This window comes from Gilliamella sp. X-23, assembly GCF_057063545.1.
Map to the genome: position 1 here is coordinate 1 of NZ_JBXSQG010000003.1, position 16,727 is coordinate 16,727.

A 16,727-nucleotide genomic window follows, 5' to 3' on the forward strand; every position below is an offset into this window, starting at 1 on the left:
AAGATATTATGTTTTATAATTATACGTTTGATTTTATTTGAATTAAACGCCTACACGGCGTTAAGGATATCATCGTTGAGTATAACAATATCGGTGAATTTCTAAACCGCCTACACGGCGTTAAGGTAGAGCTCAAGATTTGATAAATCTTGCTGTATAAAGATAAACAACAATTTTGGTTTTGAAAACCTTTTTTTGAGGTGTTTTATAATTTATTGATTTTATTTAATTTTAAATTGTCGTTAAAAAAAGGGTTTGAGCGGTTAAATTTTTTTTATTAGGGCGCTATTCGTGGTTTTGTTGAGTTGTTGTATGTCGGCGCTTTGCTTAGGTTGTTTAAGTTATTGATTTAGCTTAAAAATAGCAAAATAAAAACTTCAATAAAATCAATACCTTTCCTGACCACTTTTTGGATGTAATTGCATTGCTTTTTTACACAAAAGTAACTCATCAAAAAACACCTACGATTATGTTGTCTGTCCTATTCCAGCGTCAGAATGTGCCGACAACAGAGCGAGGTTAGCACGCCAAACAGGACGTTTGGCGAGTTTGTGGTGCGTCTGGAACAAATTTGAACACCTGAGCATAGCGAAGGTGGCCTCGAAGAGGCGAGTATCAGGATGATACAAGTAGTGCCGTAGGCCACATTCTGTAGCCAAAGCGTGGGATTGCAAAGGGAATTCGCTTTAATTCCCTTTGCTCGGACGTGGTCACTGTGGCTATTTTGTTCACCCAAGGTCAAAACGTCCGAAACCTTGCCGTACTATAAATAGACCACAAATTTAAACCGCCACAGCATTATCCACTAGGATTGCCATCGACACTTTCAGCGTCGTCGGCGGCGGGGGGCGGCGCGATTGTGGCTTTGCCACAACTGCGCAACCCTAAGGGAAAACGCCCCAACTTACGCGGGGGCTTGATTCTTTTCTATATTATCCTCTCAGGCACCATAACCACCCCCGCACCCTAAGGATTAAGGACTAAGAAATAAAAGCTAAGGTGTGACGCAAACAGCAGGATCGTTGTCGTTAGTACTCCTGTCTTTCTCGATAAGGCCGGCGAACGAGACAAGGAAGCCTTCGTTATTACCTACTGTGTCGCTTGTCCAATAGTCGTAGTCGATGAAGCCCACACCGTATTTGAACATGATGCCCCACTCCGTGAAAAATCCAGCACCTATGTGACGCATATAATTATCACCAGATGAACTAGGTGTGGCGCCGACAGAACCTTGGCACCATGAACCGGAATTAAAACCAGAACAAGTCGCATTAGTTAAATCTCTTACCCTAGCAAGACGATAACCCAAACGACTACACCAAGAGAAGTGCGCAGACTGAGTAGCCAGTTTATTACCCAGATGGACGAACCACTGCCTTAACACAAACCCATACCTCACCTCATTACCATGACTATCCCTACCCACCAACTCAAATCTCTGTGGTAAACTTAGTATGGCAAGATTATCAGCTTTAGGACCGCTTAACTTAACACGTGCAACAACTTTTCCTCTATCAATACTAGGAATCCATTCATCACGAGGTATAACATTTCTCACTGTAGCCGTTATTCCACCACGAGTGACCGGAGACCACGTCAACTGACTTACATCGACTCCACCTATGTCTAAATCAAAATACAATCCATCAGCACCTGTAGTTGGAAAGTTTCGGTCGTAAGATGATGAATACGTTGACTGAGTTAAAAAACCCTTTGTAGGACTCCATATGTTAGATGGGCCGGCGTACTTGGAATCGTCAAGCTTACTACCCCAAAAGAAAGAAACATTATCACCAGTACCACCGAAGTACAAATTCGGCCTTGCCGACTGCGCAAAGTAACAACCACCAGTAGAATCCGGCTTGATGTAATACTCTACACTGCCTCCAATAAATGTACTACTATTTGGTACACCATACCGTGTAGTTAAACTCCCCCCTATACTACTTAAGGTTACCTTATAAGGGGCACTACATTTACTTAATGTATCACCACGACTAACAGTTGTGCCATCTTTATCCTTTATTGTTAAATCTATACTCCCTGATGCTGTTACTCCATTAACCCCCTGTCCATCTCCATCATCATCTCCCCACTTCCCTTGGCTAATTAGACTATTTAAACTGGTATATGTTCTACCCGACGGCAATACCGTATGAATATCATTAAATGTTATTCCAGCAGGAACCATTATCGGGTTTGTCGAACTCGATGTGTTAGTAGATGGCGTGATACGCCTTCCATCTGGCAACTCTATTGCCAAAAAGGTATCCGTATTAGTTGCCTTTGTCTGTCCTCCATCAAACGTTAAATACGGCGCACTACCCTCTATGACCCTTGATGTATGTGCCGTTAATGCCATAGAACACTGCGAATACGACAATAACAACAATGCCACGAAGAACAACGCCGATTTAAATAACAATTTAGATAACAATGAAGGTCTAAACCATAATAGCGGCTTGAATACTAATGACGGCCCTAATAACCACTTGGATATCGACGATAATTTTACCGAACATGTGGCCGATGACCTGACCAAAGCGGTTTCCGACGATATTTCCAAGGATGTTGCCGAAGTACCCGCCGAAAACATCGCCAGTAAAGACCTCGATGACGGCGTCCATTTCGCTACGCGAAATGACTTCGCTGATGAAAATAAGAACTGTGTCTGATTTAGACTACGGTGATATTGAAAAAGATTTTGGGCGTAGGTTTGGCATGCCAGATGCCAGATGCCAGATGCCATAAATGGTAACGCATTTTGCTTATCCTGTCAAGTAATTTTTTGTTTTATTTACACTTTTTATAATTGTCCGCTCGACTAACGAGCACTCCCTTGCTTTAAGGGCGATTAAATTATAACCGGTTGAGTGATAATGCGCTACTTTTTTTGTTAAAAATTTGTAAAGTTTTGTTAATTGCGGGCGGTTAAGCTTTTGTTGGCGTGTTTTGGGGAATGGTTTTGGTGAGGTTTTTTGGATAAAAAGCACTAAATAAAAACTTCAATAAAATCAATACCTTTTCTGACCGATTTTTGGATGGTAATTGCGTTGTTTTTTAACAAAAAAACACCCCAAACTTTTTCAGGGTGGACGAAGGATCTTTTTATTTTATCTGTTTTATTGTTTTACCCAATGCGTTTTTTTGGCAAATCCTAACAAGTTGTTGGTCATTTTTATGCTTTGCAGTTCTAATGCCCAAATCGGCGCTTTGATGACTCTTGCAAAAGGAAACGCTCGATAATATTGCCTATAGGCTTGTTCGGCTTGTTCATTTTGTAATTGGGTTGCTTTAGCTTGGAATTGGATGCCTTGGATTTGTGCGATAGTTTTGGGAGTGATGCTAATTGTTCCTGCCACCTGAGGGTGCATTATCATGGCTTTGGCGTGTTGGGTTTTTAGTTCGGAAAGAAGATATAGGTGCATTAGCTGTTCATTAAACACATAGAAGGTGTTGCATGCCCATGGGGTGTTGTCGGGTAAGATGACACTGAGCGTCAATACGTGGTTTTTTTTAATAAATTGGGTGATTTTAGGATCGGCTTGCATAGTTTGGGCTTGTGCGAGTTATTCGGGTTTGTTATTTAGGTGCAGGTCTTCACCCCAGCGTGGTAGTGTTGGGATATCAATTCCAAATAAGTCGAGCGCTCTGGCAACACTGTGGGTGATGATGTCATCAATGTTGTTAATATGTTGATATAACGCAGGCACAGGTGGACAAATAACGCCACCCATAAGGGTGATTGTTTCCATGTTTTTTAGATGTGCTAGGTTAAAAGGCGATTCGCGGACCATTAGCACTAAGCGACGGCGTTCTTTTAATACAACATCGGCAGCGCGAGTCAGTAAATTATCAGATAGGCCTTGTGCTATGGCGGCAAGCGTGCGCATTGAGCAAGGGGCAATTAGCATGCCCATAGTTTTAAATGAGCCACTTGCAATGGCAGCACCAATGTTGTTAACCGGATAGACCTTGTAGGCCAGTGATGCGATTTGAGCTAAACTTAGATCGGGCGCTTCGTGAGCACGCGTGATGTGTGCCGCTTTTGAGATCACTAAGTGTGTTTGGATGTTGAGTGGTTTTAAAAGCGTTAGGGCTTTTATTCCGTACGCAAACCCGGTTGCGCCACTAATGCCAATCACTATCCGCTGTTGTGTCATGTTGGTTCCTTTATTAATATCAAATTGCAATAAAAATTGTTAATCACTATTTTCAGTAGTTAACCAATCAAATGATACTTTAAAAAATAAGCGATACTAAAGCTTGCTATGAAAGGATTGACTATACCTATCTATTGATAGTGAATCAAGTAGCAGATAGTTACGAACATGGTTATTCCATTAACAATATATAAATTAGGGGGGAGCTGGTTGTTTATTGGGTTGAGTTTATTCACACTTTTTCACTATCCTATAGGCTCACTGATAAATGTAGTCTATATGTAGGAATAAGTGTGAAATATATAGAAAGATCAGCTTTTAGGTCTTATTTGACCTGCTTTCCAATGTTTTCGGCATACTGAGTGGTATTCGCTGTCGCCAAGATGGATGGAGTTACCAAATTTTACAATTTGTCCGTCTTCACCTTCTAATAAGATCATGGTGGCTTTTTTTCCACACCAACATACGGTTTTGAGCTCTCTAAAGTTGTCGGCAATTTCGAGTAGTGTTTTTGAACCTTCAAATAAATGTCCCATATAATCGGTTTTGATACCAAAAAACATGATGGGTACGCCTTGTTCGTCACAAACATCTGATAGTTTCCAGATGGTGTTGCGTGACAGGAATTGGCTTTCGTCAATGAGTATGCAGGCGTAGTTGCTTTGTTTGATGTGCTCTATGATGCTATCAACCGTTGTGTCATCAAGCTGTAACGCTTTTTTGCGTAACCCTAAGCGAGAGACGATTTCAACTGCGGAGTCACGCGTGTCAACCGATGATTTAAGCAGTAACGTTTGCATGTTGTTACTTAGGTAGTTGTGGTCAATTTGAAGTAATTCGGTAGATTTGCCGGCATTCATTACGCCATATATATAGTAGATCTTAGACAAAATAACGCTCTCAAAATTAAAATAAGTCAGTCAATAAAAATGAATGAATAAAAAGCCATTATGCAGATAATAAAAAAGGTAAGTTAAATAACCTACCTTTTTGTTTGTTTAAGGAATAATTATTTTGCTTTACCTTGGTTTGCAACCGCTGCTTGTTTTGCCGCGATTTCGTCTGCGTTGCCTAGGTAATAGTGTTTGATAACTTTCATGTTGTCATCAAATTCGTACACTAATGGCACACCTGTTGGGATGTTAAGTTCAATGATGTCGTCATCGCTGATATTATCTAGGTGTTTTACTAATGCACGTAGTGAGTTACCGTGAGCGGCAATAATAACACGTTCACCTTTAGCTACACGTGGGGCAATAGTTGATTCCCAGTAAGGTAATACGCGTTTGATGGTTAATGCTAAGCTTTCGGTTAATGGTAGTTCTGATTCAGGTAATTTGCTGTAACGAGAATCGTGACCTGGGAAGCGTTCGTCTGATTTTTCAAGTGCTGGAGGCGTGATTGCAAAGCCACGACGCCATAATTTTACTTGGTCATCACCATATTTTGCTGCTGTTTCAGCTTTGTTTAAACCTTGTAATGCACCATAGTGACGTTCATTTAATTTCCAACTTTTTTCAACCGGTAACCATGCTTGATCAACTTCGTCTAAAACGTGCCATAAAGTGTGAATTGCACGTTTTAATACTGATGTGTAGGCATAATCAAATGTGAAACCTTCTTTTTTTAGCAATTTACCTGCTTCAGCCGCTTCTTTGTTACCTTTGTCAGATAAATCAACATCAGTCCAACCACAAAAACGGTTTTCTTGGTTCCAAACACTTTCTCCATGTCGAATAAGCACTAATTTTTTTACAGCCATGAGTATAACTCCTTTATTACGTAGATTTAATTTTTAGTATATCCTGTTCTTTTATGGATAGACTTAGCTGTTGCTGAGCATATCCATTGGTTTTGCGCTAACCAATTAACGCAAAACGCTTGTTATTTTGGTAAGTATTTTAACGGGTCAACTGATTGCGCTTTGTATCGAATTTCAAAGTGTAATCTAACCGACGAGGTACCTGTTGCCCCCATTGTGGCAATTTGTTCACCTGCCCGCACGGTTTGTTGTTCTTTAACTAATATAGATTGGTTGTGCGCATAAGCCGTTAAGTAATCATCGTTATGTTTGATGATAATTAAATTGCCATACCCCGGCAACGCATTGCCCGAATACACAACTCGTCCATCTGCCGCTGCCATCACTTTGTCGCCAAGTGAACCCGATATATCAATACCTTTGCTTGCACTTGAGAATTTTTCAATAATTTTACCTTTTGATGGCCATTGCCATGCAATGTTAGCAACATTCGATTTTGGAGGAGTTGTAGTTGGTATACTGCTAGCTGAATCTAATGGTTCAGTAACGGTTTCGGTTGTTTCGGTCGTAGTTGGTTGTTGATTTTGATCCGTGGTGGTAACCGAAGTCGTTGTTGTTTTGGTTATTGTTGGTTTGGTTCTTGCCTGACTTGCCGCAATGCTTGAGTCATCTTTATTGGCCTTGCTTGATGTTGTGTGATTTGTTGTGGTTTTTTGGGTTACAACAACCGTTCCCCCACTGACGTCTAACACTTGTCCAACATTAACAGCAAAAGGTTCTTTGATGTTGTTTTTAGCCGCTAATGAGCGGTAATCATTACCTGTTACCCACGCAATGTAAAATAAGGTATCACCACGTTTAACTGTGTAGGTGTCGCCTTTATATCCCCCTTTGGGAATATCTTCATAATTACGGTTATAAACAATGCGCTCGTTACTAATTACCGTGCCATGGTGGTTGTTGTCGCTGGCATTATTAGTAGTATGAGCTGTTTGTGTGTTTGTTACCGCCGTCTGTGTTGATGAAGGTGGATTATACGTAGTAGGAGTAGAAGATATTCTTCCCCCTGTTGAGATGTTAGCTGGTGGTTTAGTATAGACAGAGGACGTTGATGGTCCACCTGCGCCAGAAATGTCTTCAATTTCGGCCTGCTCGGTTTGTGTACAAGCAGCAATCAGCAAACTTAAGCAACTTAATGTCAGTATTTTTTTCAAAGCAACACCTTTCATTCGTGAATTTTATTTTTATCTAATTTGCGTTCAATAGCGTTCTATTTGCACATTTTAGCGTTTTTACAGCAAAAAGCTATTATCAAATAAGTTATTATCAAAAAAATTATTATATTGATTACTTATCGGTTAAATCAACAAATTCATCAATCATTTGCCTATTCTAACCGATATTTTTAGCCCATTCTCTTTTCTCATCAACGTTAATTAGTCTATTTTAGTGATTGATAACCGTGAGCATGCATATTAATTTGATTATCACACCATTATTTATCTGTTTTTATTAATGTGACTTAATTCTTTTTAAAATCCTTTATTAATCAATCTATAAGCGAAAGCCATATGCAGGTAAGTTGCTATTAGTTAGTTATTTTTACACTCGGGATGTTCGCTATTTCGTTTGCTTTGTTGGATTTATTTTGAAAGTAATGAGTATATACAATAAAATAGGCTTTCGTACAGTATCTTTACCGTATTTCTATAAAAATTTAATGTGAATTAAAATAATGACTTTATATATCGTTGCAACACCAATCGGAAACTTAGATGATATTACGCTGAGAGCAATCAATACACTTAAAAGCGTTGATCTTATTGCGGCTGAAGATACTCGCCATAGCGGTCTACTTTTACAGCATCTTGGTATTAAGGCGAAGCTGTTTGCTTTGCATGATCATAATGAGCAAGAAAAGTCTCACCTTCTGATTGAGAAATTAAAATCCGGCTTGTCTATTGCCTTGATTTCAGATGCTGGTACGCCATTAATTAATGATCCAGGATATCATTTGGTTAAGGCTTGCCGTGATAGTGATATTCAGGTCGTCCCTATTCCCGGTGCTTGTGCTGCTATTGCGGCATTGTCTGTTGCTGGATTGCCTTCTGATAAATTTAGTTATGAAGGCTTTTTGCCGGCAAAAAGTAAAGCTCGGCAAGATAGTTTGAGCCAATTAATTGATGAGCCGCGTACCATGATTTTTTATGAATCAACCCACCGTTTGTTAGATACGTTACAAGATATGCAAACCGTTTTTGGCGCAGATAAACGCGTTGTGTTGGCCAAAGAACTCACCAAAACATGGGAAACCATTGTCAGCTTTACCGTAAATCAGCTTATTGCATGGCTAAACGAGGATGCCAATCGGCAAAAAGGCGAATTTGTTTTGATTGTTGAAGGTCATGCAAAAACAGAGAATGATGTTGATCAAAAAGCCATTAATACCCTTAAGTTATTGCAAAAAGAGTTACCCCTTAAAAAAGCCGCTGCGATCACGGCCGAAATTCATGGGCTAAAGAAGAATCAGCTTTATCAAATTGGATTGATGTTAGAAGAATAATTTTACCAAGCTAATAGTAAAACGTTACGATTGAATTACTAAACAAAGTAAAATCAGCAATAAGATCATTGGTACAAAGTGCGTTATTTGATATAATCCCCCGCAATTTTTATAACATTTTATGATAAAAGGTAACAAACAGTATGGGATTTAAATGTGGGATTGTCGGATTACCGAATGTAGGTAAATCAACGCTTTTTAACGCACTAACTAAAGCAGGCATTGAGGCAGCTAACTTTCCGTTTTGTACTATCGAGCCAAATACTGGCGTTGTACCAATGCCCGATCCACGTTTAGATGAGCTGGCTAAAATTGTCAAACCGCAACGCACTTTGCCAACAACCATGGAATTTGTTGATATTGCTGGATTAGTTAAAGGTGCGTCGAAAGGCGAAGGTCTTGGTAATCAATTTTTGGCCAATATTCGTGAAACCGAAGCGATTGGACATGTTGTGCGTTGTTTTGAAAACGAAAACATCATCCACGTTGCGGGTAAAATCGATCCTGCTGAAGATATCGAAATTATCAATACCGAGCTAGCATTAGCCGATCTTGAAGCGTGTGAAAGGGCAATAACTCGCCAACAAAAACGTGCTAAAGGTGGCGATAAAGACGCTAAATTTGAACTAGAAATCCTTGAAAAGTGTTTACCTCATCTTGAGCAAGGCAAGAAGCTACTCTTATTAGATTTTAGCAAAGAAGAACTTGAAGCCATTAAATACCTTAGCTTTTTGACATTAAAACCAACCATGTACATTGCAAATGTTAATGAAGACGGTTTTGAAAATAATCCTTATTTAGATAAAGTCAAAGCAATAGCAGAACAAGAAAAGGCTGTTGTGGTACCTGTTTGTGCGGCGATTGAAGCAGAACTTGCCGAGCTTGACGATGCTGATCGTGACGAGTTTATGCAAGATTTAGGCTTAACCGAGCCTGGTTTAAACCGTGTGATTCGTGCTGGATATAGTTTGCTTAATCTGCAAACTTATTTTACTGCTGGCGTTAAAGAAGTTCGTGCATGGACAATTTCGATTGGCGATACGGCTCCACAAGCAGCAGGCAAAATTCATACTGACTTCGAAAAGGGCTTTATCCGTGCGCAAACCATCGCTTTTGATGATTTTATTAAATATGGCGGTGAGCAAGGCGCTAAAGAGGCGGGCAAAATGCGTGCTGAAGGTAAAGATTATGTCGTGCAAGATGGCGATATTATGAATTTCTTATTTAATGTGTAGTTGATAATTTTACGTCGCCTTTTGGCGGCGTTGTTATATGGGTTACCTATAAATCTTATCAAATCTACGAATCTGTAGTGGATTGATAAACATAAGGATATTTAACTTTTATGTTACTCACTTTTCAACAAGCCAAACAACAAATACTGCAAAGCGTATCCACCATAAAATCACTAACTAGCGAAAAGGTTGGGTTATTTGATGCGCTAGATCGGATCACCGCTGAAAATGTGGTTTCGCCTATTAATGTGCCTGGATTCGATAATTCGGCAATGGATGGTTATGCTGTTCGGTTAGCTGATCTTAAGCAATCAACGTTGTTACCACAAGCGGGCGCGATTTTTGCTGGTGACGATATAAGCAATCTTCATTGGCCAAAAGGCACCTGTTTGCGCATTATGACAGGTGCTCCAGTGCCAAATGATGCCGATGCGGTTGTTATGCAAGAGCAGACCGAAAAATCAGATTTGGGTATCACTTTTTTAAGAGAGGTGAAAGCCGGCGATAATATCCGTCGTATGGGTGAAGATGTTAAACAAGATGCAATCACTGTCAACAAAGGAACGAAATTAACAATACCGACACTATCAACATTGGCAACATTAGGCATTGGTGAGCTTGTTGTATTTAGAAAGTTGAAAGTAGCTATTTTATCAACCGGTAACGAATTAACCCCCATTGGTGAACCATTATCGGGCAATGGTGCTATTTATGATAGCAATCGTTTTACGTTAAAATTATTATTGAGCAAGCTTAACTGCGAGGTGGTTGATCTGGGTATTATTGCTGATGATCCCATCCAAATTAAACAAGCGTTAATGACAGCATCAAGTCAGGCTGATTTGGTGATAACCAGTGGAGGGGTTTCGGTCGGTGATGCCGATTATACCAAAGCGGCTTTAGAAGAGTTGGGCACAATTAACTTTTGGAAAATAGCAATAAAACCAGGCAAACCGTTTGCTTTCGGTAAAATTGGCAATGCATTATTTTGTGGCTTGCCGGGTAATCCAGTTTCGGCTTTGGTAACATTTTACCAATTAGTGCAACCGTTGATTTTAGCGCTTTCAGGGCTTGAAGATTTGTCCATGGAGTTGAGCTTTAAAGTTAAAACAGCAACAAATCTTAAAAAAAGCGTTGGTAGGTTGGACTTCCAACGTGGTGTGTTACAAATCAATGCTCAGGGTGAATTAGAAGTGAGCACAACTGGGCAGCAAGGTTCTCATATTACGCAGTCATTTAACCAAGCAAACTGTTTTATTGTGCTTGAACAAGAGCGGGGCAATGTTGCTAAAGGTGAACTAGTTACTGTTGAGCTGTTTAATGCACTACTAAAGTAGCTTTTATTTAGATTAATGCACTATTAACTATCAAAATAGTGCAACTAATATCGCGCCAGCTGCAATCATGGCAACACCAATCCCCGCTAACAATGAGATCTTTTCGCCAAATAGAATTACGGAAAACACAACCGCAAAAACAACACTTAATTTATCAATTGGCGCAACTTGTGACACTTTGCCTTCTTTAATTGCCATAAAGTAAAACAGCCAAGATAGTGCACCAGCAATACCACTAAGCACAATAATGAGTAAGGCTTTTTTGTCGTTAAAAAAGGTATTGATAAGGTTGAGCTTTCCTTGTATAACCACAACGCCGACTAAAAAAATGGCCATAACAATAGCACGAATAGCGGTTGCGGTGTTTGCATCAAGATGTTGTAGGCCTATTTTTCCCAAAATAGCAACACTTGCTGCTGTTATAGCAGAAAGTAGCGCATAAATAAGCCAAGCACTCATATTAGTATCTGTCGATTTTGAATAGATATTGTTGATTATTCGAATTAGTCTCACATTGTTGTGATTTATTCATTACACCACGACAATCTTCTAAAACTCCGTGAGCTTTTGACCAGTGATAGGTTTTGCCTTTGTCGTTTTTGCCACCACAACCAACTAATGTCAAACTAAACACTAAACAAGATAAACCAATAATGGTAGATTTCATTTCGTCCTCCTTTTTGCAAACATATAATTAACCGTATTACGTTTGTTTTTATTTGGGTTATTTTACTCTAGAATCAATATGATTAATAGCTTGGCTGCCGCCTATTTTTATGAGGTTAAAACAACGTTCGGCTTTGTGAGCGTTTAACAATTGCGGGGGAGCATCTAATGATTCATCGGCTAGCTCAAATGCTCCCCAATGGATGGCTATTGCACAATGACAATTGAGCTCGTCATATAACTGTACGGCTTGTTGTGGATCAATATGTTGTGATTGCATATACCAACGTGGTGCATAAGCGCCGATAGGAATTAATGCTAAATCAATTGATGGAAAGTGTTTAGCAATCTCTTTTAGCTCAGAAGAATAACAGGTATCGCCCATAAAATAGACCGTTTTTGATTGGTTTTGATCATCAATATTAGATTGAATCACCCAACCACACCACAAGGATTTATTTATATCAAACAAGCTACGATTGCTCCAGTGTATAGCAGGAGTGGCCGAAAAGCGAAGTCCATCAACCGTCACACAATCCCACCAATCTAATTCAATAACATGCTTAGCTCCCCATTTTAGTAAGGTTCTTTTTAACCCTAAAGGAACCATCACAACAATATTAGGGAAACGTGCAAGTAATTGGTGAATGCTATGATAATTAAGGTGATCATAATGGTTGTGTGAAATGACAATAAAATCAATTTGTGGTAATTGCTTGATGCTTAAAGCTGGCGGTGTTCGGCGTTTGGGACCAATCCATTGCGATGGCGAAGCTCGTTTAAAAAAGATTGGATCAGTCAATATCATTTTACCACTTAAACGAATTAAGGTTGTCGAGTGACCAATCCACCAAACTCTATCATCAGACAAGTTAAGATCTATTGGTTCAAACCATGATTGATTAAAAGCGTAATAACCTGCTTTAGGAGGTAATACTCTACGCGTTAAACGCCAACGTATAAATTCGCCTATTTTAATTTTAAACGATCCATTATACCGAAAGCCTTTAGCTGTTTGACGCATTTTTTTAGTCGTTAAATCTTGTTTAAGTTTTGTCATGGTTATCGTCTTTTTAACTAGTCAGTGGTTTTAATGTGCCGCACGTTCAATCACTACCGCAACATTATTAGCATTAGCAATTGCACTAGGTTTAGACACTTTGACTTTTAACCATTGCACCGCGAATTTTTGTATGATTAATTTGGCAACCTGCTCTGCCACCGATTCTATCAATTCAAATTTATTTGATTCAATAAATTGGGTGATCGCTTGGCTAACTAAGAAATAATCCAAACAAAATGATACTTTGTCGCTTTCACCAGCGGGTTTATTGTCCCATGCCATTTCTAGATCGAGTATCAGTTTTTGTTTGATGGTCTTTTCCCACGCATAAACACCTATGGTGGTTAAAACGGTTAATCCTTCAATTAGTACCCTATCTTTGCTGTATGTATTCATGCTAGATTCCAAAAGCCTAGTTTATTTAAATAGAGATTACCGAATCTTGATAAATTACGCTATAATTTATTGCAATATATTTTAAGATACTAGCAATTATGACGCGAATTTTTCAACCTTTTACGATTGTTCAAAATAGCCTTATTACCCTAGATGATAATGCATTTAACCACCTTATTCGTGTGTTACGCATGAAAGTGGGCGAAGAAATCACCCTATTTGACGGAACAAATCAAATTACTCCAGCGGTTATCTGCGATGTTAATAAAAAATCGGTAACCGTCAAAACATCTTCGTCTATTTTAGACAATCGCGAATCACCATTAGAGATTCATTTGGGGCAAGTGATATCTCGTGGTGAAAAAATGGAATTTACGATTCAAAAATCAGTAGAGTTAGGCGTTAGTAGTATTACGCCCCTACTTTCTGAACGCTGTGGGGTTAAATTGGATGCCGAAAGGTTAGATAAAAAAGTCCAACAATGGCAAAAGATCGTGATTTCAGCTTGTGAACAATGTGGTCGTAATGTTGTGCCCGTCATCCACCCTGTAACAAAACTTGAAACTTGGTGCGCCAGTTTAACAACGCAGTTACGCTTAAATTTACATCCTAAAGCCAAGCATGGCGTTAAGCAATTACCTAGTGATAAGCAGGATATTAGTCTATTAATTGGCCCAGAGGGTGGTTTGTCAGATAGCGAAATTAACATGACACATGATTATCAATTCACTGATATTTTGCTTGGCCCACGCGTGTTACGTACCGAAACAGCAGCACTCACTGCCCTAACCGCTTTGCAAGTACATTTTGGTGATTTAGGATAATATAAAGTCGTATTGCTTACTCTATTCTCTATTGCGATAGAGAAAATTAACTCGACATTGCTAATGTTTGCTTTGCATCTTAAGCTGTAACGAGTATGATAGTTGCAAGCACACTTTTAATAGTGATTTAAAGCACTAATTATCGCATATTCAAACTAACCCAGTAGACAAGTATAGGATAATACGCGTTATCAATCATTGTTCGCTAAAACCCAAAGAATCAATAAGGAGTTACCATGATTAAACTTGGTATTGTTATGGACCCAATTAGTCATATCAATATAAAAAAAGACACGAGTTTTGCCATGTTGCTTGAAGCACAAAAACGCGGTTATGCGCTTTTTTATATTGAAATGAACGACCTTTTTCTAGACAATGGCGAAGCTTATGCCACAACTCGTTCTTTGACGGTTTATAACGATAAAGATCATTGGTTCGAGCTCGGGCAAGAACAAACCATTCCACTCAGTGACCTTGATACGATTTTAATGCGTAAAGATCCGCCTTTTGATACTGAATTTATTTATGCTACTTATATTTTAGAACGCGCCGAAGATAAAGGTGTGTTAGTAGTTAATAAACCACAAAGCCTGCGCGATTGTAACGAAAAGCTGTTTACTGCTTGGTTTGCACAATTTACACCACAAACGCTAGTTACACGCCAAACAAAACAAATTAAAGCGTTTTTTCAAAAATACCATGACATTATTTTAAAGCCGTTAGATGGTATGGGAGGATCGTCGATTTTTAGAATCAAACAAGACGATCCTAATGTTTCAGTAATCATTGAAACATTAACTGAACATAATACGCGTTATTGCATGGCACAAAACTTCATTCCTGCAATTAAAGACGGTGATAAACGTGTTTTAGTCGTTGATGGCGAACCAGTACCTTATTGTTTAGCACGAATCCCACAAAAAGGCGAAACGCGTGGTAACCTCGCTGCTGGCGGGCATGGAGAAGTGAGAGCATTAAGTGAAAGCGATTGGCACATTGCTAAAAGCATCGCCCCAATTTTAAAAGAAAAGGGCTTGCTGTTTGTAGGACTTGATATCATTGGTGATAAGTTAACTGAAATTAACGTCACCAGCCCAACTTGCGTTCGTGAAATTGAAGCGGCCAACCCTGATCTTTCAATCACCGGTATGTTAATGGACGCAATCGAACATCGACTAAATAAAAAGAGTTAAACAATGATTAGAGAATATAAACCCGAAGATTTAAACAGCGTCATGGCAATATGGCTGCAAGGTAATTTGCAAGCTCATGACTTTATCGATCCTGAATTTTTTAAACAAAATTATGATTTAGTAAAAATGCTAATCCCAATGTCCACTTTATATGTACAAGATCTTAATGGCATAAAAGGGTTTATTGGTTTAACTGAAAACTACATTTCAGGCCTGTTTGTTGATCAAAATTACCGTCATCAAGGTGTCGGTAAAGCGTTAGTTAATAAAGCCAAACAGCGCCATAATGAACTGTTAGTGCATGTTTATAAAAAAAATACTGCGGCGATTGATTTTTATCTTACTCAGAATTTTGATATTGTTTCAGAATCGATCAATGAAGAAACCAATGAGCCTGAATTATTAATGCGCTGTCATGTTGAGCATAACGTTAAAATTGGCAAATGTGCATTATAAAAGTTACCTAAATGTGAGATTATGAATTTAAAAGATCATTTTATTATTGCTATGCCAACATTGGATGACTCGTTGTTTAGTCGTTCTGTCATTTATATTTGCGAACATAACCGCGATGGTGCCATGGGCATTATGATTAATAAACCGATTGTTGAGCTTAATGTAGAAACCGTTCTTACACGATTAGAAATTACGGCGCCAAAAAGCTGTGCTGAATTAGAGCATCCTGTGTTTTGTGGCGGTCCACTTGCTGAAGAGCAAGGATTTATTTTGCATACACCTCAACAAGAATTTGCTTCTAGCATTCAAATTTCAGATGATGTAATGATTACAACTTCGCTCGATGCGCTCAAATCAATCGGCTCCCCCGAGCAACCGCAAAATATCTTTTTGGCTTTGGGATATTCGAGCTGGCAATCATTACAACTTGAAGGCGAAATTGCCCGTAATGATTGGTTAGTCACGAATGCTGATCCTAAAATTATTTATGAAGTATCTATTGATGAACGTTGGCAAAAAGCAGCCGAATCACTTGGTATCAATATCAATACTATTTCACACCAAATGGGTAATGCATAACCTATGGCTACAATTATTGCATTTGATTTTGGCACGGCAAGTATTGGAGCGGCTATTGGTCAAGATATTACTAAAACAGCCAATCCTTTGTGTTCTTTTAAAGCACGCGATGGCGTTCCTAACTGGCAAGCTATCGAAAAAATATTAAATGATTGGAAACCGGATTTTTTAGTCGTTGGGCTACCTTTAAATATGGATGGAAGTGAGCAACCATTGACTGCACGAGCACGTAAATTTGCTAATCGTCTACATGGTAGATTTGGTTATCAAGTACATTTGCAAGATGAGCGATTATCGACCGTTGAAGCAAAATCCCATATTTTTGCTTCACGGGGTTATCGTGCGCTGGAAAAAGGCCATGTAGATGCAACTTCTGCCATTATTATTCTAGAAAGCTGGTTTGAAAATAATTAGCAATTTTAATTAATTGGTTATTTTGTAAATAATTAATCGCCATTAAATTTCATCCTTGCTAAAATAGTAGCCCAGT

General features: G+C 38.9%; 18 protein-coding genes. 8 read left to right on the top strand and 10 right to left on the bottom strand.

The genetic code is table 11. From position 1 onward, the window contains the following. Positions 1-994: 994 nt before the first annotated feature. The 6 genes from ACYH9I_RS02730 to nlpD form a co-directional block, all read right to left on the bottom strand. Positions 995-2,749, bottom strand: a complete 1,755-nt coding sequence (locus ACYH9I_RS02730; RefSeq protein WP_483558732.1) for a hypothetical protein — start codon at positions 2,747-2,749, stop codon at positions 995-997. Positions 2,750-3,122: 373 nt separating this feature from the next. After that, positions 3,123-3,551: a hypothetical protein gene (locus ACYH9I_RS02735; RefSeq protein WP_483558733.1), complete on the bottom strand. Its 429-nt coding sequence runs from the start codon at positions 3,549-3,551 to the stop codon at positions 3,123-3,125. A gap of 18 nt (positions 3,552-3,569) precedes the next feature. Continuing rightward, positions 3,570-4,163, bottom strand: coding sequence for a UbiX family flavin prenyltransferase (locus ACYH9I_RS02740; protein WP_483558735.1), 594 nt, complete (start codon positions 4,161-4,163; stop codon positions 3,570-3,572). Positions 4,164-4,474: 311 nt separating this feature from the next. After that, entirely contained in the window at positions 4,475-5,053 is a 579-nt protein-coding gene (locus tag ACYH9I_RS02745; RefSeq protein ID WP_141683378.1) for a thymidine kinase, read from the bottom strand. Positions 5,054-5,172: 119 nt separating this feature from the next. After that, positions 5,173-5,925 (bottom strand): 2,3-diphosphoglycerate-dependent phosphoglycerate mutase, encoded by a 753-nt coding sequence (gpmA, locus tag ACYH9I_RS02750; RefSeq protein WP_065637836.1) that lies wholly within the window; start codon positions 5,923-5,925, stop codon positions 5,173-5,175. 122 nt (positions 5,926-6,047) lie between these two features. Then, entirely contained in the window at positions 6,048-7,154 is a 1,107-nt protein-coding gene (gene nlpD, locus ACYH9I_RS02755) for a murein hydrolase activator NlpD (RefSeq protein ID WP_483558737.1), read from the bottom strand. Between the two features lie 506 nt (positions 7,155-7,660). Between nlpD and rsmI the strand changes: the two genes are divergently transcribed. The 3 genes from rsmI (at position 7,661) to moeA (ending at position 11,060) form a co-directional block, all read left to right on the top strand. Then, positions 7,661-8,488: a 16S rRNA (cytidine(1402)-2'-O)-methyltransferase gene (gene rsmI, locus ACYH9I_RS02760; protein WP_483558739.1), complete on the top strand. Its 828-nt coding sequence runs from the start codon at positions 7,661-7,663 to the stop codon at positions 8,486-8,488. A 143-nt stretch (positions 8,489-8,631) separates the two neighbouring features. Then, a complete protein-coding gene (ychF, locus tag ACYH9I_RS02765; RefSeq protein ID WP_483558740.1) occupies positions 8,632-9,723 on the top strand; it encodes a redox-regulated ATPase YchF in 1,092 nt (363 codons plus the stop codon). A 110-nt stretch (positions 9,724-9,833) separates the two neighbouring features. Next, positions 9,834-11,060, top strand: coding sequence for a molybdopterin molybdotransferase MoeA (gene moeA / locus ACYH9I_RS02770; RefSeq protein WP_483558741.1), 1,227 nt, complete (start codon positions 9,834-9,836; stop codon positions 11,058-11,060). Between the two features lie 30 nt (positions 11,061-11,090). On the opposite strand, the gene ACYH9I_RS02775 is transcribed toward moeA, so the two are convergent. The 4 genes from ACYH9I_RS02775 to folB are packed head-to-tail and all read right to left on the bottom strand — an operon-like array spanning position 11,091 to position 13,185. Next, positions 11,091-11,519, bottom strand: a complete 429-nt coding sequence (locus tag ACYH9I_RS02775; protein ID WP_483558743.1) for an EamA family transporter — start codon at positions 11,517-11,519, stop codon at positions 11,091-11,093. A 1-nt stretch (position 11,520) separates the two neighbouring features. Next, complete coding sequence (locus tag ACYH9I_RS02780) at positions 11,521-11,727, bottom strand: hypothetical protein (protein ID WP_483558745.1); 207 nt, start codon at positions 11,725-11,727, stop codon at positions 11,521-11,523. Positions 11,728-11,784: 57 nt separating this feature from the next. Next, the gene (locus ACYH9I_RS02785; protein WP_483558747.1) at positions 11,785-12,786 is read right to left on the bottom strand and encodes an MBL fold metallo-hydrolase; all 1,002 of its coding nucleotides are present in this window, start codon (positions 12,784-12,786) and stop codon (positions 11,785-11,787) included. 30 nt (positions 12,787-12,816) lie between these two features. After that, the gene (gene folB, locus ACYH9I_RS02790) at positions 12,817-13,185 is read right to left on the bottom strand and encodes a dihydroneopterin aldolase (RefSeq protein WP_483558748.1); all 369 of its coding nucleotides are present in this window, start codon (positions 13,183-13,185) and stop codon (positions 12,817-12,819) included. A gap of 98 nt (positions 13,186-13,283) precedes the next feature. Between folB and rsmE the strand changes: the two genes are divergently transcribed. The 5 genes from rsmE to ruvX all read left to right on the top strand — a co-directional run bounded on the left by rsmE (position 13,284) and on the right by ruvX (position 16,651). Then, the gene (gene rsmE, locus ACYH9I_RS02795) at positions 13,284-14,009 is read left to right on the top strand and encodes a 16S rRNA (uracil(1498)-N(3))-methyltransferase (protein WP_483558750.1); all 726 of its coding nucleotides are present in this window, start codon (positions 13,284-13,286) and stop codon (positions 14,007-14,009) included. A gap of 236 nt (positions 14,010-14,245) precedes the next feature. Beyond that, positions 14,246-15,202 carry a glutathione synthase gene (gshB, locus tag ACYH9I_RS02800; protein ID WP_483558752.1) on the top strand — a complete coding sequence of 319 codons (957 nt, stop codon included), beginning with the start codon at positions 14,246-14,248 and terminating at the stop codon, positions 15,200-15,202. Between the two features lie 3 nt (positions 15,203-15,205). Further along, positions 15,206-15,658, top strand: coding sequence for a GNAT family N-acetyltransferase (locus ACYH9I_RS02805; protein ID WP_483558754.1), 453 nt, complete (start codon positions 15,206-15,208; stop codon positions 15,656-15,658). Positions 15,659-15,679: 21 nt separating this feature from the next. After that, complete coding sequence (locus ACYH9I_RS02810; RefSeq protein WP_483558756.1) at positions 15,680-16,237, top strand: YqgE/AlgH family protein; 558 nt, start codon at positions 15,680-15,682, stop codon at positions 16,235-16,237. A 3-nt stretch (positions 16,238-16,240) separates the two neighbouring features. Further along, positions 16,241-16,651: a Holliday junction resolvase RuvX gene (gene ruvX / locus ACYH9I_RS02815; RefSeq protein ID WP_483558758.1), complete on the top strand. Its 411-nt coding sequence runs from the start codon at positions 16,241-16,243 to the stop codon at positions 16,649-16,651. The last annotated feature ends 76 nt before the right edge of the window (positions 16,652-16,727 follow it).

Bases quoted from the DNA above. Each gene is read 5' to 3' on its own strand.
- ACYH9I_RS02730 (WP_483558732.1), bottom strand. From the start codon at position 2,749: ATGGCATCTGGCATCTGGCATCTGGCATGCCAAACCTACGCCCAAAAT.
- ACYH9I_RS02735 (WP_483558733.1), bottom strand. From the start codon at position 3,551: ATGCAAGCCGATCCTAAAATCACCCAATTTATTAAAAAAAACCACGTA.
- ACYH9I_RS02740 (WP_483558735.1), bottom strand. From the start codon at position 4,163: ATGACACAACAGCGGATAGTGATTGGCATTAGTGGCGCAACCGGGTTT.
- gpmA (WP_065637836.1), bottom strand. From the start codon at position 5,925: ATGGCTGTAAAAAAATTAGTGCTTATTCGACATGGAGAAAGTGTTTGG.
- nlpD (WP_483558737.1), bottom strand. From the start codon at position 7,154: ATGAAAGGTGTTGCTTTGAAAAAAATACTGACATTAAGTTGCTTAAGT.
- rsmI (WP_483558739.1), top strand. From the start codon at position 7,661: ATGACTTTATATATCGTTGCAACACCAATCGGAAACTTAGATGATATT.
- ychF (WP_483558740.1), top strand. From the start codon at position 8,632: ATGGGATTTAAATGTGGGATTGTCGGATTACCGAATGTAGGTAAATCA.
- moeA (WP_483558741.1), top strand. From the start codon at position 9,834: ATGTTACTCACTTTTCAACAAGCCAAACAACAAATACTGCAAAGCGTA.
- ACYH9I_RS02775 (WP_483558743.1), bottom strand. From the start codon at position 11,519: ATGAGTGCTTGGCTTATTTATGCGCTACTTTCTGCTATAACAGCAGCA.
- ACYH9I_RS02780 (WP_483558745.1), bottom strand. From the start codon at position 11,727: ATGAAATCTACCATTATTGGTTTATCTTGTTTAGTGTTTAGTTTGACA.
- ACYH9I_RS02785 (WP_483558747.1), bottom strand. From the start codon at position 12,786: ATGACAAAACTTAAACAAGATTTAACGACTAAAAAAATGCGTCAAACA.
- folB (WP_483558748.1), bottom strand. From the start codon at position 13,185: ATGAATACATACAGCAAAGATAGGGTACTAATTGAAGGATTAACCGTT.
- rsmE (WP_483558750.1), top strand. From the start codon at position 13,284: ATGACGCGAATTTTTCAACCTTTTACGATTGTTCAAAATAGCCTTATT.
- gshB (WP_483558752.1), top strand. From the start codon at position 14,246: ATGATTAAACTTGGTATTGTTATGGACCCAATTAGTCATATCAATATA.
- ACYH9I_RS02805 (WP_483558754.1), top strand. From the start codon at position 15,206: ATGATTAGAGAATATAAACCCGAAGATTTAAACAGCGTCATGGCAATA.
- ACYH9I_RS02810 (WP_483558756.1), top strand. From the start codon at position 15,680: ATGAATTTAAAAGATCATTTTATTATTGCTATGCCAACATTGGATGAC.
- ruvX (WP_483558758.1), top strand. From the start codon at position 16,241: ATGGCTACAATTATTGCATTTGATTTTGGCACGGCAAGTATTGGAGCG.